At 45.2% G+C, this 18,463-nt stretch carries 17 protein-coding genes and 2 pseudogenes; 7 read left to right on the forward strand and 12 right to left on the reverse strand.

The window, feature by feature from the left end:
* Positions 1 to 2: 2 nt before the first annotated feature.
* The 8 genes from AB3F25_RS01000 to AB3F25_RS01035 all read right to left on the reverse strand — a co-directional run bounded on the left by AB3F25_RS01000 (position 3) and on the right by AB3F25_RS01035 (position 7,826).
* Complete coding sequence (locus AB3F25_RS01000) at positions 3 to 1,043, reverse strand: FAD:protein FMN transferase (protein WP_373603675.1); 1,041 nt, start codon at positions 1,041 to 1,043, stop codon at positions 3 to 5.
* Between the two features lie 142 nt (positions 1,044 to 1,185).
* The gene (nqrF, locus tag AB3F25_RS01005; RefSeq protein WP_373603676.1) at positions 1,186 to 2,421 is read right to left on the reverse strand and encodes an NADH:ubiquinone reductase (Na(+)-transporting) subunit F; all 1,236 of its coding nucleotides are present in this window, start codon (positions 2,419 to 2,421) and stop codon (positions 1,186 to 1,188) included.
* 11 nt (positions 2,422 to 2,432) lie between these two features.
* Positions 2,433 to 3,029, reverse strand: coding sequence for an NADH:ubiquinone reductase (Na(+)-transporting) subunit E (gene nqrE / locus AB3F25_RS01010; protein WP_373603677.1), 597 nt, complete (start codon positions 3,027 to 3,029; stop codon positions 2,433 to 2,435).
* 3 nt (positions 3,030 to 3,032) lie between these two features.
* Positions 3,033 to 3,662, reverse strand: a complete 630-nt coding sequence (locus AB3F25_RS01015) for an NADH:ubiquinone reductase (Na(+)-transporting) subunit D (RefSeq protein ID WP_373603678.1) — start codon at positions 3,660 to 3,662, stop codon at positions 3,033 to 3,035.
* On the reverse strand, positions 3,662 to 4,447 hold the full coding sequence (locus tag AB3F25_RS01020; RefSeq protein ID WP_373603679.1) for a Na(+)-translocating NADH-quinone reductase subunit C: 786 nt from the start codon (positions 4,445 to 4,447) through the stop codon (positions 3,662 to 3,664). Before AB3F25_RS01020 ends, AB3F25_RS01015 begins: the two co-directional genes overlap by 1 nt.
* The gene (locus AB3F25_RS01025; protein ID WP_373603680.1) at positions 4,440 to 5,675 is read right to left on the reverse strand and encodes an NADH:ubiquinone reductase (Na(+)-transporting) subunit B; all 1,236 of its coding nucleotides are present in this window, start codon (positions 5,673 to 5,675) and stop codon (positions 4,440 to 4,442) included. The genes AB3F25_RS01020 and AB3F25_RS01025 overlap by 8 nt, the downstream gene beginning before the upstream one ends.
* Positions 5,676 to 5,677: 2 nt before the next feature.
* Positions 5,678 to 7,021, reverse strand: a complete 1,344-nt coding sequence (locus AB3F25_RS01030) for a Na(+)-translocating NADH-quinone reductase subunit A (protein WP_373603681.1) — start codon at positions 7,019 to 7,021, stop codon at positions 5,678 to 5,680.
* Positions 7,022 to 7,514: 493 nt separating this feature from the next.
* Entirely contained in the window at positions 7,515 to 7,826 is a 312-nt protein-coding gene (locus AB3F25_RS01035) for a BolA family protein (protein ID WP_373603682.1), read from the reverse strand.
* Positions 7,827 to 7,918: 92 nt separating this feature from the next.
* Between AB3F25_RS01035 and AB3F25_RS01040 the strand changes: the two genes are divergently transcribed.
* From AB3F25_RS01040 to leuS, 5 genes are all read left to right on the forward strand, one after another.
* Positions 7,919 to 8,518, forward strand: a complete 600-nt coding sequence (locus tag AB3F25_RS01040; RefSeq protein WP_373603683.1) for a YajG family lipoprotein — start codon at positions 7,919 to 7,921, stop codon at positions 8,516 to 8,518.
* Between the two features lie 319 nt (positions 8,519 to 8,837).
* On the forward strand, positions 8,838 to 9,785 hold the full coding sequence (gene corA / locus AB3F25_RS01045) for a magnesium/cobalt transporter CorA (protein ID WP_373603684.1): 948 nt from the start codon (positions 8,838 to 8,840) through the stop codon (positions 9,783 to 9,785).
* Positions 9,785 to 10,330 carry a YggT family protein gene (locus tag AB3F25_RS01050; RefSeq protein WP_373603685.1) on the forward strand — a complete coding sequence of 182 codons (546 nt, stop codon included), beginning with the start codon at positions 9,785 to 9,787 and terminating at the stop codon, positions 10,328 to 10,330. Before corA ends, AB3F25_RS01050 begins: the two co-directional genes overlap by 1 nt.
* Positions 10,331 to 10,387: 57 nt before the next feature.
* Entirely contained in the window at positions 10,388 to 10,705 is a 318-nt protein-coding gene (yggU, locus tag AB3F25_RS01055; protein WP_373603686.1) for a DUF167 family protein YggU, read from the forward strand.
* A gap of 255 nt (positions 10,706 to 10,960) precedes the next feature.
* Positions 10,961 to 13,549, forward strand: coding sequence for a leucine--tRNA ligase (leuS, locus tag AB3F25_RS01060; RefSeq protein WP_373603687.1), 2,589 nt, complete (start codon positions 10,961 to 10,963; stop codon positions 13,547 to 13,549).
* Here leuS and AB3F25_RS01065 read toward each other — a convergent pair.
* Positions 13,504 to 13,734 (reverse strand): hypothetical protein, encoded by a 231-nt coding sequence (locus tag AB3F25_RS01065; protein WP_373603688.1) that lies wholly within the window; start codon positions 13,732 to 13,734, stop codon positions 13,504 to 13,506. The genes leuS and AB3F25_RS01065 overlap by 46 nt on opposite strands.
* Positions 13,735 to 13,762: 28 nt before the next feature.
* Between AB3F25_RS01065 and lptE the strand changes: the two genes are divergently transcribed.
* Both lptE and holA read left to right on the forward strand, forming a co-directional pair.
* The gene (lptE, locus tag AB3F25_RS01070) at positions 13,763 to 14,266 is read left to right on the forward strand and encodes an LPS assembly lipoprotein LptE (RefSeq protein ID WP_373603689.1); all 504 of its coding nucleotides are present in this window, start codon (positions 13,763 to 13,765) and stop codon (positions 14,264 to 14,266) included.
* Positions 14,266 to 15,300, forward strand: coding sequence for a DNA polymerase III subunit delta (gene holA, locus AB3F25_RS01075; RefSeq protein ID WP_373603690.1), 1,035 nt, complete (start codon positions 14,266 to 14,268; stop codon positions 15,298 to 15,300). Before lptE ends, holA begins: the two co-directional genes overlap by 1 nt.
* Before the next feature lies 1 nt (position 15,301).
* Here the strand turns inward: holA and mutT are convergent, their stop codons facing one another.
* The 3 genes and pseudogenes from mutT to secA form a co-directional block, all read right to left on the reverse strand.
* Positions 15,302 to 15,703, reverse strand: a complete 402-nt coding sequence (gene mutT, locus AB3F25_RS01080; protein ID WP_373603691.1) for an 8-oxo-dGTP diphosphatase MutT — start codon at positions 15,701 to 15,703, stop codon at positions 15,302 to 15,304.
* A gap of 55 nt (positions 15,704 to 15,758) precedes the next feature.
* Positions 15,759 to 15,848, reverse strand: a pseudogene (locus AB3F25_RS01085) (SEC-C metal-binding domain-containing protein); the annotation flags it as partial.
* A gap of 66 nt (positions 15,849 to 15,914) precedes the next feature.
* Positions 15,915 to 18,443, reverse strand: a pseudogene (gene secA / locus AB3F25_RS01090) (preprotein translocase subunit SecA); the annotation flags it as partial.
* Positions 18,444 to 18,463: the final 20 nt, after the last annotated feature.

Below are 18,463 nucleotides of genomic sequence, written 5' to 3' on the forward strand. Positions count from 1 at the left end.
AGTTATTCCTTGGTTTCCGTTAATTTTTTAAAGGCAGATGACATTTTGGTTTCAAAGCCTTTATCCGTTTTGATAATCAAATAAATCGCGAGATTATTTTTCTCGGCCACCTCAAGCGCTTTCTCTTCGCCAAGCACAAACAATCCTGTGGATAAACCGTCAGCAGTCATGGAAGTCGGCGCTAACACAGTGATCGACGCTAAATGATGCTGAATGGGATAGCCGGTTTTTGGATCGATTTCATGGGCAAAACGCTGGCCATTTTCTTCAAAATAAATACGATAGTCACCGGAGGTTGCCATCGCCATATTATTTAAACCAATTACATTTTCAACCGCTCTTTCGCCCGTAGTATTCGGTTTTTCGATGGCGATTTGCCAAGGTTTTCCTTCAGAATTCTTACCTTTGGCGCGAATTTCACCACCGATTTCTACCATATAATTTTGTGCGTTGAGTTGCTCCAATTTTTCTGCCACTTGATCCACACCAAAACCTTTCGCGATGGAAGATAAATCAATATAAACCTGTGGAATTTTCTTGGTTAAGGTCGGGATGTTGCCGTTCATTTCAAGAGCGATTTTATCAATGCCGACCCAAGCTTGACGTTCGGCCAGCTGCTCGCTTGCCGGTTGACGTTCCGGCCGTTTTTCCGGACCAAAGCCCCAAAGATTGACAACAGGCCCCACGGTGACATCTAATGCGCCTTCAGTCATTTTATTCAAACGAATCGCTTCTGCTAATACTTTTGCAAGATCCTGAGAAATTTCAATCGGTGTATTCACTTGAGTATTTTGATTGAAACGACTTAATTCGGAATCTTTAATGTAAGTGGACATTTTCGCATTTACGTCTTGTAAAATCGCTTCGATTTGTTCATGAATTTTCTGCGATGTTTCGGTAACGGAACCGTCATCGATATATTTCACATGATAAGTGGTGCCCATGGTGTTGCCGCTCAAGAGCACCGCATTGGCGGCTTGCCGGCAGACCGTCAAAGAAAATGCCATGGCAATTGCGATAACGACACTCAATAGTTTTTTCATTTTTCTTTCCTAACGAGATGAATTACAGGCAAACCGACTTTTCAATCCGCTTGCCTGTAATTCATATTAAATATTGACCGCACTTCTCTTGCGATAAAGAGCAAAGTGCGGTCATTTTTTTATGTGTTTTGATTAACTAAAATCAACCACCGAAGTCATCCAATAAGATGTTTTCATCTTCAACACCAAGGTCTTTCAACATTTTGATGACCGCCGCGTTCATGACCGGAGGGCCGCACATATAGTATTCACAGTCTTCCGGCGCTTCGTGATTTTTCAGGTAGTTTTCATAAAGCACGTTGTGAATAAAGCCTGTATAGCCTGTCCAGTTGTCTTCCGGTAATGGATCGGAAAGTGCAACGTGCCATGTAAAGTTTGGATTTTCTGCAGCAAGCTGATCAAAATCCTCCACATAGAACATTTCACGTTTAGAACGCGCACCATACCAGAACGACATTTTACGTTTGGAATGTAAACGTTTTAATTGGTCAAAGATATGGGAACGCATTGGCGCCATACCCGCACCGCCGCCGATAAAGACCATTTCGGCATCGGTATCTTTCGCGAAGAATTCACCGAATGGACCGGAAATCGTCACTTTATCACCCGGTTTTAACGACCAAATATAAGAAGACATCTGTCCCGGAGGGGCATCCGGTTGACGTGGTGGAGGTGTCGCAATACGCACGTTCAGCATAATAATGCCTTTTTCTTCCGGATAAGACGCCATGGAGTAAGCACGGATAATATGCTCATCCACTTTGGACACATAACGCCATAAGTCGTATTTATCCCAGTCCTCGTGGTATTCTTTCGGAATATCGAAATCTTTGTAGTAAACCGTATGAGGATCGGCTTCGATTTGGATATAACCACCGGCACGGAATGGCACTTCTTCACCCTCAGGAATCGCTAATTTAAGCTCTTTGATAAAGGTGGCTTTGTTATCGTTAGAAATAACGGTACATTCCCATTTTTTCACACCGAAAATCTCTTCCGGTAATTCGATATCCATGTTGCCTTTCACGTTTACCTGGCAAGAAAGGCGATAGCCTTCTTTTGCCTCACGTTTGGTAATGTGGGATAACTCAGTCGGTAAAATTTCACCGCCGCCGCTTTTTACTTTCACGACACATTGACCGCAGGAGCCACCGCCGCCACAAGCCGATGACACAAAAATCCCTTTGCTGGCAAGGGCGCCGAGCAATTTGCCGCCAGCCGGTAAGGTAATGGCTTTACTCGGGTCATCGTTAATTTGAATGGTAATGTCGCCGGAATCCACTAATTTGGATTTAGCAAACAGGATGATTGCAACGAGCACCAAAACAATGGCTGTAAAGGCTGCAACACCGAGTAAAAGAATTGTAGTTTCGCTCATTTATGCACTCCTTATAACTGAATACCGGAGAATGACATAAAGCCAAGCGCCATTAAGCCTGCGGAGATAAAGGTAATCCCTAAACCGCGTAAACCTGCCGGCACGTCAGAATATTTCATTTTCTCAGTTAAGCCGGCCAATGCAACAATCGCCAGCATCCAACCTAAGCCTGCACCAATACCATACACGGCGGATTCGGCGAAGGTATATTCACGTTGAATGGCAAAGGATACACCACCGAAGATCGCACAGTTTACGGCAATAAGCGGAAGGAAAATCCCCAATGCGTTATAAAGTGCCGGGAAGAATTTATCGAGCGTCATTTCAAGAATTTGAACGATACCCGCGATAATCCCGATAAATGTAATGAAGCTTAAGAAGGATAAATCTACCCCTTCAACTAAAGCACCATCTTTTAACACGTGTTCAAATACAAATTGGTTCGCCGGCACGGAAATACCAAGCACAACTGTGACCGCAACACCCAAACCGAATGCGGTTGACACTTTTTTCGACACGGCAAGGAAAGTACACATTCCTAAGAAGAAAGAAAGCGCCATATTTTCAATGAAGATCGCCTTCACAAATAGGCTAATATAATGTTCCATTGATTATTTCTCCTGTTGCTCAGGTTTCCACGTTCTTAAGCCCCAAATGATGAAGCCGATAATAAAGAACGCACTTGGTGCAAGAAGGAACAAACCGTTCGGTTGGTACCAACCACCGTCTTGAATGGTTTGGAATACCGGAAAGCCAAGTAAACGACCTGAACCAATTAATTCACGTAAGGTCGCCACGATTAATAAAATCGCACCGTAACCCAAGCCATTACCGATACCGTCAACAAAACTTTCCAATGGACGGGATTTCATCGCAAACGCTTCTGCACGTCCCATTACGATACAGTTGGTAATAATCAAACCGACGAATACCGATAATTGTTTGGACAAGCCGTAAGCAAAGGCTTTTAAGACTTGGTCAACCAAAATTACCAAAGAGGCGATAATTGCCAGTTGTACAATGATACGAATACTATTCGGAATGTAGTTACGAATCATTGAAATGAACATGCTGGAAAAACCGGTTACTAAACTTACTGCAATTGCCATAACGATCGCGGTTTGTAATTGAGTTGTTACCGCTAACGCAGAACAAATACCCAAAATTTGCAGCGCAATCGGGTTATTTTTTACGATCGGATCAAGCAAAAGTGCTTTTAAATTGCTTTTTGCATCAGCCATTATCTTGCCCCCGCTTTAAATTTTGCTAAGAATGGACCAAAACCGTTTTGGCTAAACCAATAATCAAAGGAACCTTGCACACCGTTTGAGGTTAAGGTTGCGCCTGATAAGGCATCAACGCCGTGCTCTTTGTTAGAAGACGCATTTTTGGCAACACGAATAGCCACGCGTTGATTATCATCAAACAGTTTTTTATCTACGAAAAGTGCTTGCCAACGCGGATTGGCGATTTCACCACCAAGACCGGCGGTTTCACCTTGATCATAGTAAGTAATGCCTTTGATGGTATTGGCATCCGGGGCAACCGCAACGAAACCGTACATCGTTGACCATAAGCCGCGACCGTACATCGGCAATATGACTTGATTGACTTGACCTTGTTCATCTTTTACAAGGTAAACACGAGCTTCTTTCGCACGCACTTTAATGCCCGCTTTATCCGCATCGGGCGGAATAACTTGGCTCAATGCGGTGCTCTTGACGGCACTCTTCGGATCAAATTTTTCCACATCTTCTTTTGATGCCTGAACGAAATCACCGGTTTGTAAATCCACCAAACGCGGTTCGATAAACTTGTTATAAGTGTCTTTAATGACGGAAGCGTTATCTTCTTTCATCAAACCGGCAACGGTTAAAATATTGCGTTGAACGTCAAGTGCTTTTTGTTCATCTTGTTTTGCTTTAAGGGCGACAGCGGCACCGGAAACAATGATAGAACACACCAAACTTAGCAATACAACAACGGTAACTGTACCGCCAACGCTATCTTTATTAAACTTAGCCATTTGTTCTTGCTCTCCGACGTTTGATATTTGCTTGTACCACGATGTAGTCAAAAATCGGTGCGAATAAATTCGCAAATAAAATCGCTAACATCATGCCTTCCGGATAAGCCGGGTTCACGGTACGAATTAATACTGCCATCACGCCGATTAACGCACCGTACCACCATTTACCGGTGTTGGTGAAAGACGCGGAAACCGGATCGGTCGCCATAAACACCATACCTAACGCAAAACCACCTAAAACAAGGTGCCAATGCCAAGGCATCGAGAACATTGGGTTGGTATCAGAACCGATAAGATTGAATAAGGTTGAAGTTGCAATCATACCAATCATTACGCCGGCGATAATGCGCCATGCGGCAATGCGGGTGAATACGATAATTGCACCGCCGATTAAGATGGCGAGGGTCGAAACTTCACCCATCGAACCCGGAATATTACCGATAAATGCGTCCATCCAAGAAATCGGTTGACCGCTTACGGTATGTTGTAATGCGCTTTGGCCGCCTTGTGACCATTGTGAAAGTGCGGTTGCGCCGGAGAAACCGTCTGCTGCAGTCCACACCAAGTCACCGGAAATTTGTGCCGGATACGCAAAGAACAAGAATGCACGACCGGCAAGCGCAGGATTCATAAAGTTACGACCTACGCCACCAAAGATTTCTTTCGCGACCACGATACCAAAGGTGATACCGAATGCCGCTTGCCATAATGGCAATGTCGGCGGAACGATTAACGCGAAAAGAATAGTAGAAACGAACATCCCTTCATTTACTTCATGTCCACGCACAACGGAGAATAGTAGTTCCCAAATCGTACAAACGGTAAATACCACGATATAAATCGGCAGGAAGAAGATCGCACCTAATGCCATTTTGCTGCCCCAGCCTGCATTTAGGGTTAAATCTACCCCGAGGCTGTTAGCGAGCGCATAGTGCCAATCGCTTGCAATTAATTGCGCTAAATTGCCTAATTGGTTTAACGCAGGAATCGCTTGATTACCCACATTGTACATACCGTAGAAAATTGCCGGGAACAATGCAAGGAACACGGTGATCATCATACGTTTTGAGTCTAACGCATCACGAACGTGCGTGTTTTTGTGCGTTACCGTACCCGGTGTGTAAAGCAAGGTGTAAATCGATTCAAAGATCGGATAAAACTTGCTGTATTTACCTCCCGGTAAAAACGCGGGTTCCATTTTTTCAAAAAGATTTTTTAAACCCATTTTTAACCTTCCTTCTCGATCTTATCTAACACTTGACGCAAGATTGAACCATATTCGTATTTGCCCGGGCAAACGAATGAACAAAGCGCTAAGTCTTCTTCATCAAGTTCCAAGCAACCTAGTGCTTGTGCGCCATCGGTGTCACCCACGATTAAGTCACGTAACAATAATGTTGGTAAAATATCTAACGGCATCACGCGCTCATAGCTACCAATTGGCACCATTGCACGCTCACCGCCATTTTCTGCAGTGGTGAAATTGAATAATTTTTTACCGAAGTGACCTAATACGGTACGGGTAATCGAATATTTGCCCGCTTGCGGCGTGATCCAGCCTAAGAACTCCTTCTCGTTGCCTTCAGCAATAACGGAAACTTGCAATGCATAACGGCCTAAATAATCGTGAGGGCCTTTTGCCGTATTGCCGTAAAGCACAGAACCGGAAATCACACGATTTTCGCCCGCACTTAACTCATCTTTGGTTAATTGAGAAAGGTTTGCGCCGATTACCGTACGCACTAAGCGCGGTTTTTTCACTTGCGGGCCGGCAAGTGAAATTACGCGTTCAACATAAAGTTCGCCGGTAGTGAATAATTTACCGATAGCAATCACATCTTGATAATTGATGTGCCACACGGTTTTATGCGCACCGACCGGATCGATAAAGTGAATATGGGTTCCCACTAAACCTGCCGGGTGCACGCCGCCGAAATCATGAATTTCAAGATTGGCTAAATCTACGGTCGGGATATTGGTATCGCCCGCTTTGCATAAACGTAAAGGTTTACTTGGGAATAAACGGCTTAATACGGTTAAACCATTAATGAAATCTTGCCAAAAATCTTTTAGCACGATGGCAGGATCTGCTGCTAACGGATTGCTATCCATTGCATTGACGAAAATAGAAGAAGGTTCGCTGTCAACTGCCGGGATTTTGCTGAATGGACGGGTGCGCAATGCGGTCCATAAGCCTGATTCCACAAGATTTTGTTTCACTTGTTCGGAAGAAAGGGTATTCAATTCATCTGCGTTATATTTTGCGAAAGTGATTTGCTCATCGCCTTCCACATTGATTACCACAGATTGCAATACGCGTTTTTCGCCACGATTGATCGCAGTGACGGTACCGCTTGCAGGGGCTGTAAAAATCACTCCCGGATTTTTCTTGTCTTCAAAAAGCGCTTGACCTTTCTTTACGACATCGCCTTCGCGCACCTTCATCGAAGGACGCATCCCCACATACTCCTCACCAAGAATCGCAACTTGATTCACAACATTACCGTCGTGGATTACTTGTGCCGGTTTTCCCGCAATTGGGAGATCCAAGCCTTTCTTAATTGTAATCATACTGTTTGCACTACTTTTCAAGGTTAAAAATACGATTGCAAATAAGCGCACTTAAATGCAATCTCGTGTTTGAGCGTGGCAGAGAATACTTGGAAAATCAAAGCATTAACAACTGGCACATAAATTTAAAAACTCAAATCGGCTTGATTTTCTGATGAAGTGCAATCTCGGCACCGCATCAAAAAATCGAAAATCTAAAAGCGCCCCATTCTAACGAAAAATGTCTTTTTATTCCACTTTCAGACCGTGTTTGGGTGAACTTTTTTGAGGCTATAGATAAAGCGGTATTGGGCACGAGCCGGCAAATCATGGCGGGTGAGGTAGCAAACGCTCAAAACGGTTATTGAGTCGAAGCATAAATGGCGTTAAACAACAGCACCGCATTGGAAGCGGCTCCAATGCGGTGCTGTTGGGGGAGATCGATTTCTGCCGAGCACAACGGCAATAGTATTATTATTTCGCTATTGCCCTATTGCCCTATTGCCCTATTGCCCTATTGCCCTAGGCCTAAACAATTCGGCGAACGCGGAAAAACTTCGCCGAGCTTTTCCCATTCTTGTTTGGTGTAAAGATGAAGCGCCAAAGCATGAATACCGTTGTTCAGCTCTTCTGCAAAAAGTTGGTAAAGCATTTGATGACGTTGTACTTTACGCAGGCTCTCGAATTTATCGCTCACAATCACCAATTTAAAATGAGAATCTGCACCGCGCCCTGAACTATGCATGTGACTTTCGTTTTCCACCGCGGCAAAATGCGGCCGAAATTCGGCGTGAATTTTAGCTAACAACGCTTGTTGTTTTGACATTTTTTTCTCCAATAAAATTTTGCTGAAACGCTATACATCAAGCAACAAGTTTGCCAGAATAGCGCGATATTATCTAATAAATTGAGGAAATTATGAACGTTACAAAGAAAATCAAAGCATTGTCCGCGATGAGTTTTGCCGCAGCTGCCTTTTTCCTTGCCGGCTGCCAAGCGCAATCTAATAGTTTAACCTTCACGCCGCCGGCGCCGAGTGCGTCTATGAACGTCAATCAATCCGCCGTCGTTTATGTCATGACGCGAGATGCGCGTGCGCAACAAGAAATTGCGTCTTATGTGAAAAACGGCGAATTAGTGAGACTGAACGCTTCGCCAAACGTTAGCCAGTTATTTCAACAAGTGATGCAACAAAACTTGGTGAGTAAAGGTTTCCGCATTGGTCAAGCGAACAATTCAAATGCGGGGGTTACCGTGGAAATTAAAGATTTCGCCACTAATGTGGAACAAGGTAATTTACGTTATAAATTAAACAGCAAAATTCAATTAAACGTTTATGTGCAAGGCGCTAAAGGCCACTTTAATAAGGACTTTCACACCACGCGTTCGCAATCCGGTGCGTTTAATGCGGACAATGACGAAATTCAAAAAGTCATGGGAGAAGCCTTTAAGGATATTGTGAATAATATTTATCAAGATCAAGAAATCGGCCAAGCGATTAATCAATACACCAATTAACCGAATAGCCGTTTCGGTGGGGGCGAATGTCGCCCCTTTTTCGTGCTGATTAAACTTGACGGATGCACCTTTCAAGCGTAACATTCGCCCGTTTTTTTAATGAGAAGGACACACACTTTGGACAGTCATAGTCGATACCGAATATCACTTTAGACTCCCGCCTTTGCCAAGCAGGCTCGGCGAGGGTTCGTCGGTAACCGCTTTCGGCATCTTTATAGCAAACGAGAAATATCGCGATTTCGCGCGCACTTCATTTATTCGTTTGATATTCTTATTTTTGTTCACGGTTAGCTGTTCATAATCCCAAAAGGAGTATGAAATGATCAATGCTTTTGCTATCAAAGATTCCCGTTTGTATCGAATCGATGAAGATCAAACCGATCTTGATACCGCAATTTGGCTCGACTTACTTGAGCCGACCGGCGAAGAACGCGAAATGTTGCAAGAGGGATTAGGCCAGAGCCTTGCGTCTTTTCTTGAGTTGGAAGACATTGAAGCGTCCGCGCGTTTCTTTGAAGACGAAGATGGCTTACATCTTCACTCGTTCTTTTATTGCGAAGACGAAAACGACTACGCCGACCTTGCCAGCGTGGCGTTTACCGTGCGCGATGGGCGCTTATTCACGTTGCGTGATCGCGAACTGCCCGCATTCCGCTTGTATCGAATGCGGTCCCGTAGCCAACGTTTACTCGAATGCAACGCTTACGAAGTGTTACTTGATTTGTTTGAAACCAAAATCGAACAGCTTGCCGATGTCATTGAAAACGTTTACGCCGATTTGGAAGAATTAAGCCGCGTGATTTTAAACGGCACTCAAAATGAAGCTTTTGACGAAGCTTTAAGTACCCTCACCGAACAGGAAGATACCAGTTCCAAAGTGCGCTTGTGTTTAATGGATACGCAACGTGCGCTTGGGTTTCTGGTGCGCAAAACCCGTTTGCCGGCCAACCAGTTAGAGCAAGCGCGCGAAATCTTACGCGATATTGAATCGCTCCAACCTCATAACGAAGCCTTGTTTCAAAAAGTGAATTTCCTCATGCAGGCGGCAATGGGTTATATCAATATCGAACAGAATAAAATTATGAAGTTTTTCTCCGTCGTATCTGTAATGTTTTTGCCGGCAACCCTGGTGGCCTCCACTTACGGTATGAACTTTGATTTTATGCCCGAGTTGCATTTTAAATATGGCTACCCAATGGCCATCGGTTTAATGATTGCCGCCGCGCTTACCCCTTACATTTATTTCAGACGAAAAGGATGGCTTTAATGGAATTATCTCAAACAGCATTATTTGTCGGTTCAATCATCAATCTTTATGCCCTCGTGTTAGTTTTACGCGTTTGGCTGCAATTCGCCCGCGTAGATTATTACAACCCGCTTTCGCAATTCGTATTGAAAGCCACCGATGCGGTGCTAAAACCGATGCGCAAAATTGCGCCGATTATCGGCAATATCGACACTTCAGCCTTTTTGTTGATCTTTATTCTCGGCGCACTGAAATCCGTGCTGTACTTCGGTTTAGCCATTGACGGCATGCTGATTTTAGGCGTGTTAAGCGTTTTGAAAGCCGTTGGCGTAGCGATTTTTTACGTGTTGTTTGCCGGTGCGATTGCGAGTTGGTTTAACCGTGGCAACAACCCGATTTTCTATGCGTTATATCAACTTTCTGAGCCATTGCTTCGGCCGGTTCGCAAATTTTTGCCGACTGTCGGGATGATTGATTTTTCACCGATGGTTATCGTTTTTATCTTGTTATTTATCAACAATTTTATGCTTGATATGTTACAAAGACTGTGGGTTATCGCCGGTTGACGTAGCGATTTGTTTTTGAGCCACGTTCCGCGTGGCTTTTGTTTATGAGAAAAAATTATGCCGGCAATTGAACAAACCCCCGACGGCATTCGCCTGAAAATTTTTTTACAACCGAAAGCCAGTAAAGATCATATTGCGGGCATTCACGACGAAGAACTCAAAATCACCATCACCGCGCCGCCGACGGACGGACAAGCCAACGCCCATTTGTTGAAATTTTTAAGTAAGGTTTTCAAGGTGCCGAAAAGTAGTATCGTGCTGGAAAAAGGCGAACTTAATCGTCACAAACAACTGTGGATTCCCGCGCCGAAACTCATTCCAAAAGAAATCGAAAATCTACAAGTATGTAGCAAATATCCAAAAATCTCTGAGTGAAGTATGAATTCACACCACCAAACAGCACCGCATTGAACGCGCTTCCGGTGTGCTTCCAATGCGGTGCTATTTCGTAAGTTCATTGCGGCCTTATAAGGTCAAAAATCGATTATAAAAAATCGCCCTCCGCTCCGCCCGCGCCCTATCAATTTATGCCGTTTTACGGTATTCTATGCCGCATTTTCTAATCAAAAAACAAGCCGTATTGGATATGTTAAAAACATGCCGAAACGCGGGCAAAATTAAGGTGATTTTATGCAAGAACAATATCGTCCCGATATGATTGAACCAAAAGTTCAACAATACTGGGCTGAAAATAACATTTTTAAGGCCGTCAAAGACGAATCCAAAGAAAAATACTACTGTCTTTCCATGTTCCCGTATCCGTCCGGTCGCCTGCATATGGGGCACGTTCGTAACTACACCATCGGTGACGTAGTTTCTCGCTATCAACGTATGCTCGGTAAAAACGTGTTGCAACCGTTCGGCTGGGATGCGTTCGGGTTGCCGGCGGAAGGCGCGGCGATCAAAAATAAAACCGCACCGGCGAAGTGGACCTACGAAAACATTGCCTATATGAAGAAACAACTTCAACTTTTGGGCTTCGGATTTGATTGGGATCGCGAAATCGCCACCTGCAAACCGGATTACTATAAATGGGAACAATGGTTTTTTACCGAGCTTTACAAAAAAGGTCTGGTTTACAAAAAAACGTCCACGGTGAACTGGTGCCCGAACGATGAAACCGTGCTTGCCAACGAACAAGTGCACGAAGGCTGTTGCTGGCGTTGTGACACGCCAGTGGAACAAAAAGAAATTCCGCAATGGTTCATCAAAATCACTGATTACGCTGAACAATTATTAGGCGGTTTGGATAATCTTCCACAATGGCCGGAGATGGTAAAAACCATGCAACGCAATTGGATCGGCCGTTCTGAAGGTGTGGAAATCACCTTTGATGTGGCGGATACCAACGAAAAAGTCGCGGTTTATACCACCCGCCTGGATACTTTCTATGGCGTGAGCTATTTAGGTATCGCTGCCGCTCACCCGCTCGCAAGTCTTGCTGCACAAAATAATCCTGAGTTGGCTGCGTTCATTCAAGAAGCGAAAAACGCGAAAGTTGCCGAAGCTGATCTGGCGACCATGGAGAAAAAAGGGATGGCGACCGGCTTGTTCGCAATTCATCCGTTGACCGGTGAAAAATTACCGATTTGGGTGGCGAACTTTGTGTTAATGCACTACGGTACCGGCGCGGTGATGGCTGTTCCGGCGCACGATCAACGAGACTACGAATTCGCGCACAAATACGATTTACCAATTAAGCAAGTTATCGCACCGCTTGCAGGTGAAACAATTGACTTAACCAAACAAGCTTTTAGCGAACACGGCACGCTGATTAATTCGGCCGAATTTGACGGTTTGGATTTCAATGGCGCGTTTAACGGCATCGCGGACAAACTGGAACAATTAGGTGTGGGCAAACGCCAAGTAAATTATCGTTTGCGTGATTGGGGCGTGTCTCGCCAACGTTATTGGGGCGCGCCGATTCCGATGTTGACGTTAGAAAGCGGCGAGGTCGTGCCTGTACCGATGGAAGATTTGCCCATTATTTTGCCTGAAGACGTGGTGATGGACGGCGTGCAAAGCCCAATTAAAGCGGATCCGAATTGGGCGAAAACTACCTTCAACGGTGTGCCGGCGTTAAAAGAAACCGATACATTCGATACTTTTATGGAATCATCTTGGTATTACGCGCGCTACACGTCACCGAAATTTGCCGAAGCGATGCTTGACAAAGAGGAAGCAAACTACTGGTTACCGGTAGATCAATATATCGGCGGTATTGAACACGCGACGATGCATTTGCTCTATTTCCGTTTTTTCCATAAATTGTTGCGCGACGCGGGTTTTGTGGCCAGTGACGAACCGGCAACCAAATTGTTGTGCCAGGGTATGGTGTTGGCCGACGCGTTCTACTACACCAGCCCGACCAACGAGCGTATCTGGGTGAGTCCGACGCAAGTGACTTTAGAACGTGATGAAAAAGGCCGCATTATTAAAGCCATCGATCCGGAAGGTCGCGAACTGGTGCACACCGGCATGACCAAAATGTCGAAATCGAAAAATAACGGTATTGACCCGCAGGAAATGGTGGAAAAATACGGCGCGGATACGGTTCGCTTGTTTATGATGTTTGCATCCCCTGCGGAAATGACCCTTGAATGGCAAGAGTCCGGTGTAGAAGGCGCAAAACGTTTCTTAGGTCGCGTATGGAATTTGGTCTATCAATATCAACAAAATCCGGCGACCACGGCGCTAAATGCGAATGCGCTTTCAGCGGAACAAAAAGCCCTACGCCGCGAAGTACACAAAACCATCGCGAAAGTCAGCGACGATATTGGTCGCCGTCAAACTTTCAACACCGCCATTGCGGCGATTATGGAGTTGATGAATAAACTTACTAAAGCACCACTTGAAAACGAACAAGATCGCGCTGTGATGGCGGAAGCCTTAAGTGCGGTAGTGCGAATGCTTTATCCGATTACGCCGCATATTTGTTTCGAATTGTGGCAAGCGTTAGGTAACGAAAACGGCATCGACACAGCAGAATGGGTGAAAGTCGATGAATCCGCGATGATAGAAGATGAGAAGCTCATCGTGGTACAAGTGAATGGCAAAGTGCGCGGTAAAGTGACCGTTGCAGTTGAGGCGGATGAAGAAAGTGTTAAAAGCGTTGCTTTCGCAGATGAAAACGTGAAGAAATTCACCGACGGCCAGCAAATTGTGAAAGTAATTTATGTGCCGGGTAAATTGTTAAATGTGGTGGTGAAACCGCAATAAGCAACTTGTGAAATGATGGCGAAGGTGCGGCGGAACGGTTCCAATGCGGTGCTGATCCGTACTTCCGTTGTGGCGGGATGCTCGATGCCCGCCAATTGGCGCTTCAATGCGGTGCTAATTCGCACCTTTAACGCTGCGTTTTGCAATCTCTCAAGCGGCGCGTTGTAAGCGCACTTCCCGAACACAAGATGCAAAACATACAAGGGGAATCTTATGATTCAATTAATCAAAAAATGCGTTCTTATTGTTATCGTCACCGTTCTTTTCGCTTGTGGCTGGCGTTTTCAAAACGGCGAATTGATTCCGCCGGAATTACGTACACTCGCCTTTGAAAGCGCCGATCCGTACAGTGAAATGTCGATGGCGATGCGTCGTCAATTACAAGCCAATGACGTGAATTTGGTTAACGCCGCACAAGGCGTGCCGATTTTACGCATCAATAAACAAATTACTAACGACAAAGTAGCGTCTATTTTCAAACGCGGACGCGAGGCGGAAAAAGTATTGATGTTAGAAGTGGAAGCCAACGTACGTTTAACCGATGGTGAAACCTATCCGATCAGCGCAAAAGTTAACCGCACGTTTTTTGATAACTCCCGCGCAGCGCTTGCCAAAGCTGCAGAACGAGAGCTGATTTGGAACGATATGCGCGAACAAGCGGCACGTCAGCTGATCAGCAAAATGGTGGCGTTGCAGCATCAAGTAAAAGGAAAATAATGAATCGTATTTTCTCCGAGCAATTGGCGCATCATCTTGCCCAACGTTTAGCCAAAGTGTATTGCCTGGCGGGACAAGATCCGCTACTGCTCGGCGAAAGTGAACAGGCGATTTATCAAGCCGCCTTGCAACAGGGATTTGATGAAAAAAACAACATTTCGATCGACAATCAAACCAACTGGGCGCAGCTGATTGAATCCTGCCAATCCGTTGGCTTGTTTTTCAATAAACAAGTGCTGGTGCTGAATTTACCGGAAAATCTGAGTACGCCTGTACAAAAAAATCTACAAGAATTAAGCGCGGCGTTAAATGAAGACGTGTTGCTGATTTTAGTTATGCCGAAGCTTACCAAAGCGTTTGAAAAGCAAGCCTGGTTTGACGCGCTTAACCGCTACGATGTTGATGCGGTGCTGGTGAACTGCCAAACACCAAACGCGGAAGATCTCCCGCGTTGGTTGAAGTATCGCATTCAAGCCATGGGGATGACGGCAGATGACGAAGCCGTTCAACAGCTTTGTTATAGTTATGAAAATAACCTGCTTGCCTTAAAGCAAACTTTGCAGTTGCTTGATTTACTGCATTCCGATCACAAGCTTAATTATCATCGCGTGATTGCGGTGGCGGAGCAATCTTCCGTGTTTACGCCATTTCAATGGATTGATGCATTGCTTGCGGGCAAAGCCAATCGTGCCAAACGTATTTTGGCGGGCTTACAGGCGGAAGAGGTACAACCGATTATTTTATTGCGCACGTTACAACGTGAATTGCTCACTTTGCTGGAGTTGACTAAACCGCAGCAACCCGTTCACACCGCGGATGCGCTACCGCTTCAACAAATTAAAGCAGAATTTGATCGGCTAAGAATTTGGCAAAATCGCCGACCGCTTTTTTTAAGCGTGCTGCAACGATTAACCTATCGAAAACTTTATGACATCATTCAACAATTGGCGAGCATCGAACGGCTCGTTAAACAGGAATTTAGTGATGATGTGTGGGAAGAATTGGCTGATTTGTCGGTAAAAATTTGTCTCTAGCCTACATTGTTTCAGCCAGCAAACGCTGAATCAATTTGGCATTTGCCGGCGGAAATTGTCCCGCATCTAATGCCCGTTGTTCAATCCAAAAACCTTCTTGCCCCTCGCGCCCAAATGGCTCACCGATCCATTCGTCCACCACATAGAAAAAGAAGGAAATAATTTTCGTCGGATATTCGAATTGGAAACGTTCGTAAAGTTCAGCGTTCAAGACCACAATACCAATTTCTTCTTCCAATTCCCGTTTTAACGCCTGTTCCGGCGTTTCGTCGGCATTAACTTTGCCGCCGGGGAATTCCAACGATTGAGCAAAATCCTGTCCCTCTAAACGTTGAGTTAAATATATCTGTCCGAACTCGTTGCGAATAATGCCGGCGGCGACTTGTATTGTTGGTTTTTCCATATTTTTTCAATCCCGAATGAAAAAATGCGGCCAAAGCGGCCGCAGTTTTCGTCCATTAATTGTATTTCGCACGGCTACCGTGACAATGTTTGTATTTTTTACCTGAACCGCAAGGACAAGGATCGTTACGACCGATATTTAAGTTGGCGTAATCGCCCTTTTCACCTTGCTCCAATGCGGTGCTCTCACGGCCATCCGCCGATTGGGCGGATTGTGTCGCGTGTTCCGCGGCTTCGACTTCCTCTTGGGTTCTTACGCGTACGCGGGTAAGCGTGGTGATTACATGGTGTTTTAAAGAATCTAACATTTCCGTAAACATACGGAACGACTCTTTTTTGTATTCCTGTTTTGGATCTTTTTGTGCGTAACCGCGCAAATGAATTCCTTGACGAAGATAATCCATCGCTGCCAAATGCTCTTTCCAAAGTTCGTCGAGAGTTTGCAACATTACGCCTTTTTCAAAATGACGCATGGTTTCTTCGCCGGCAAGCGCTTCTTTTTCCTTGTATTCCTCTTCAGCGATGTTAATGATGCGTTCGCGCAAGTTTTCTTCGTGTAAATTACTGTCTTCTTCCAACCAATGTTCAATTGGTAATTCCATACCAAATTCTTGCGCCAAGCGTTGCTCAAGACCTTTGATATCCCATTGTTCTTCTAAAGATTGTGGCGGAATATATTGATCAATCACATCGTTAAACACGTCGTGGCGAATTACACGGATGGTTTCGGAAATATCGTCGTTATCCAACAAATAGTTGCGTTGCTGATAAATTGCGTGACGTTGATCGTTGGCCACATCATCGTATTCAAGCAAGTTTTTACGACCGTCAAAATGGAATGCTTCCACTTTCGCTTGCGCCGACGCAATCACTTTCGCCAACATTCTGGATTCCATCGCTTCGCCCGGCACGGAGAATGCTTTGCGCATTAAATTGAGTTTGCCTTCATTAAGATAAATACGCATTAAGCCGTCTTCCAAAGATAAATAGAAGCGGGAAGAACCTGGGTCGCCTTGACGTCCGGAACGACCGCGCAACTGGTTATCGATACGGCGCGATTCGTGACGTTCGGTACCGATAATATGCAAACCGCCGGCTTTCATCACGATTTCGTGGTTTTTTTCCCATTCAGCTTTAAGCGCGTCGATTTGCTCTTGCGTTGGGTTATCCAATTTTGCCGCTTGGGCTTTCCAGTTACCACCAAGAATAATATCTGTACCACGGCCTGCCATATTGGTCGCGATGGTGACCGCACCCGGCGCACCGGCTTCAGCCACGATTTCGGCTTCTTGTTGGTGGAATTTTGCATTTAATACGTTGTGTTTAATGCCCACCTTATTCAAGGCGTTGGATAGCAATTCCGATTTTTCCACCGAAATGGTACCAACCAACACCGGTTGTTGATGTGCTACGCAGTCTTTAATGTCTTCGATAATCGCGTTAAATTTGTACTCTTCATTCTCAAACATCAGGTCGGTGCGGTCGTCTCGAATCATTGGGCGGTTAGTCGGAATGACCACTGTTTCCAAACCGTAAATTTGTTGGAATTCAAAGGCTTCCGTATCCGCCGTACCAGTCATTCCCGCCAATTTTTCATACAGGCGGAAGTAGTTTTGATACGAAATCGACGCAACGGTTTGATTTTCGCTTTTTATATCTACGCCTTCTTTTGCTTCGATGGCTTGGTGTAAACCGTCGGACCAACGGCGTCCTGCCATTGTGCGACCGGTATGCTCGTCCACGATCACGATTTCACCGTCTTTTACGATGTAATCTACATCGCGCTCAAACAACGTATGCGCACGCAAGGCCGCCATGACATGATGCAACAATAGGATTCGTCCCGGTGAATAAAGGGAATCCCCTTCCGGCATTAAACCTTGTTCCACCAGCCAGTTTTCCACTTTTTCTTGACCGCGTTCGGTTAAATGCGCTTGTTTGGATTTTAAATCTAGGGTGTAATCGCCCTCGCCTTGATATTCTTCGGTGTCCTCTTTTTCTTGTTTAATCAGGCTTGGAATCAGCTTGTTTACTGCAATATAAAGTCCGGAACTGTCTTCTGCTTGACCGGAAATAATCAGCGGGGTACGCGCCTCGTCGATTAAAATGGAGTCCACTTCATCCACCAATGCATAGCCTAAAGTGCGTTGGAAACGTTCTTCTTTTGAATGCGCCAAGTTATCGCGCAAATAATCAAACCCGAGTTCGCTGTTTGTGGCGTAAGTGATATCCGCCGCATACGCTGCGCGTTTGGCTTCCGGCGGTAAGCCTGGAATATTGACGCCCACGCTCATGCCTAAAAATTCAAATAACGGACGGTTGGTTTCCGCATCGCGACGTGCCAAGTAATCGTTTACGGTTACTACGTGTACGCCTTTGCCTTCAAGAGCGATTAAATAACAAGGCAAGGTCGCCGTTAAAGTTTTACCCTCACCGGTACGCATCTCAGCGATGCAGCGATTGGTTAATACCATTCCGCCGATAAGTTGCACGTCGAAGTGGCGCATACCCAGTACGCGTTTACTGGCTTCTCGCACGGTGGCAAAGGCTTCCGGCAAAATATCTTGCAAGGTTTCGCCCGCACTCAAACGACTGCGAAACTCGTCAGTTTTTGCACGCAGTTGTTCGTCGGTTAAGGCTTCGAATTGAGGTTCTAATTTATTGATTTGTGCAACTTTTTTTCTTAATTTGCGTAAAATTCGGTCGTTACGACTGCCAAAAATTTTCGTTAAAATGCTCATGTAATTTCTCTTTCAAATAA

The organism is Aggregatibacter sp. HMT-949 (assembly GCF_041734645.1).
Lineage (GTDB): Bacteria > Pseudomonadota > Gammaproteobacteria > Enterobacterales > Pasteurellaceae > Rodentibacter.